Below are 1,122 nucleotides of genomic sequence, written 5' to 3'. Positions count from 1 at the left end.
GCTCAAGGCCGCCAATGCCGCGGGCTTCACGGATCCGAAGCCGATCCAGGTGCAGGCGATCCCGCCGCAGCTCGAAGGCCGTGACATATTCGGCATTGCTCAGACCGGTTCGGGCAAGACGGCGGCTTTCGCGCTGCCGATCCTGTCGAAGATCATCGGGCTCGGCACGAAGCGCCGGCCAAAGACGGCGCGCGCGCTGATCCTGGCGCCGACACGCGAGCTAGCGGTACAGATCGAGGACACCATCAAGCTGCTCGCCAAGGGCGCGCACATCTCGACCGCGCTCGTGCTCGGCGGCGTCTCCCGCTACAGCCAGGTGAAGAAGATCGCACCCGGCGTCGATATCCTGATCGCCACGCCCGGCCGGCTGACCGACCTGGTGCGGGAAGGCGACCTCATCCTTGCCGATACCAAATGGCTGGTGCTCGATGAGGGCGACCGCATGCTCGACATGGGCTTCATCAACGACGTCAAGCGCATCGCCAAGGCGACCGCGCCGAACCGCCAGACCGCGCTGTTCTCGGCCACCATGCCGAACGAGATCGCGGAACTCGCCAAGGACTTGCTGAAGGACGCCGTCCGCATCGAAGTCTCCCCGCAGAGCACGACGGCGGCCGAGATCGTGCAAAGCGTGGTGCTTGCCCGCACCAAGCAGAAGCGCCAAGTGCTGTCCAAGATGCTGGCCGACGAGGCGATGCGCTCGGTCATCGTGTTCTCGCGCACCAAGCATGGCGCCGACCGCGTCACCAAGGACCTTGCCCGCGACGGCTTCGATGCCGCAGTGATCCACGGCAACAAGTCGCAGAACGCGCGTCAGAAGGCGCTCAACGATTTCCGCGACGGCTCGGTGCGTATTTTGGTGGCGACCGATATCGCCGCGCGCGGCATCGACGTCCCAGGCATCAGCCATGTCGTGAATTTCGACTTGCCGGACGAAGCGGAGAGCTATGTCCACCGTATCGGCCGTACCGGCCGCAACGGCAGGGACGGCATCGCGATCACGCTTTGCGATCCATCGGAGAACGGCAAGCTGCGGCAGGTCGAGCGCATCATCCGCATGAAGCTTCCGGTCATTGCCGATCATCTCGGCAGTCCCGACCCGCAGCGCGATCCGAAGGAAAG

Annotated in this window: 1 protein-coding gene; it reads left to right on the top strand. The window is 65.0% G+C overall.

From position 1 onward, the window contains the following. Positions 1 to 1,122, top strand: a 1,122-nt coding sequence (locus EOA75_RS33095) for a DEAD/DEAH box helicase (RefSeq protein WP_164747767.1), incomplete at both ends; no start/stop codon positions are given.

This window comes from Mesorhizobium sp. M1A.F.Ca.IN.022.07.1.1 (assembly GCF_003997575.1).
Lineage (GTDB): Bacteria > Pseudomonadota > Alphaproteobacteria > Rhizobiales > Rhizobiaceae > Mesorhizobium.
This window is presented reverse-complemented; position numbering and strand designations above follow the sequence as displayed.